The sequence below is a fragment of the Acinetobacter sp. 1294596 genome (genome assembly GCF_000582925.1).
GTDB lineage: Bacteria > Pseudomonadota > Gammaproteobacteria > Pseudomonadales > Moraxellaceae > Acinetobacter > Acinetobacter radioresistens.
The window spans coordinates 1-324 of record NZ_JFCC01000152.1 but is presented as its reverse complement, the minus strand read 5'-3'; the positions used below and the strand labels follow the sequence as shown (position 1 = coordinate 324).

General features: G+C 51.9%; 1 rRNA gene. It reads left to right on the top strand.

From position 1 onward, the window contains the following. Positions 1–324, top strand: a 23S ribosomal RNA gene (locus J502_RS16330); the annotation flags it as partial.

Here is a 324-nt window from a genome sequence, read left to right as displayed (position 1 = left end):
GAGCCATCCTTGAAATACCACCCTGGTAATGTTGAGGTTCTAACTCTGACCCATAATCTGGGTCGAGGACCGTGTCTGGTGGGTAGTTTGACTGGGGCGGTCTCCTCCTAAAGAGTAACGGAGGAGTACGAAGGTGCGCTCAGCGTGGTCGGAAATCACGCGTAGAGTATAAAGGCAAAAGCGCGCTTAACTGCGAGACCCACAAGTCGAGCAGGTACGAAAGTAGGTCTTAGTGATCCGGTGGTTCTGTATGGAAGGGCCATCGCTCAACGGATAAAAGGTACTCTGGGGATAACAGGCTGATACCGCCCAAGAGTTCATATC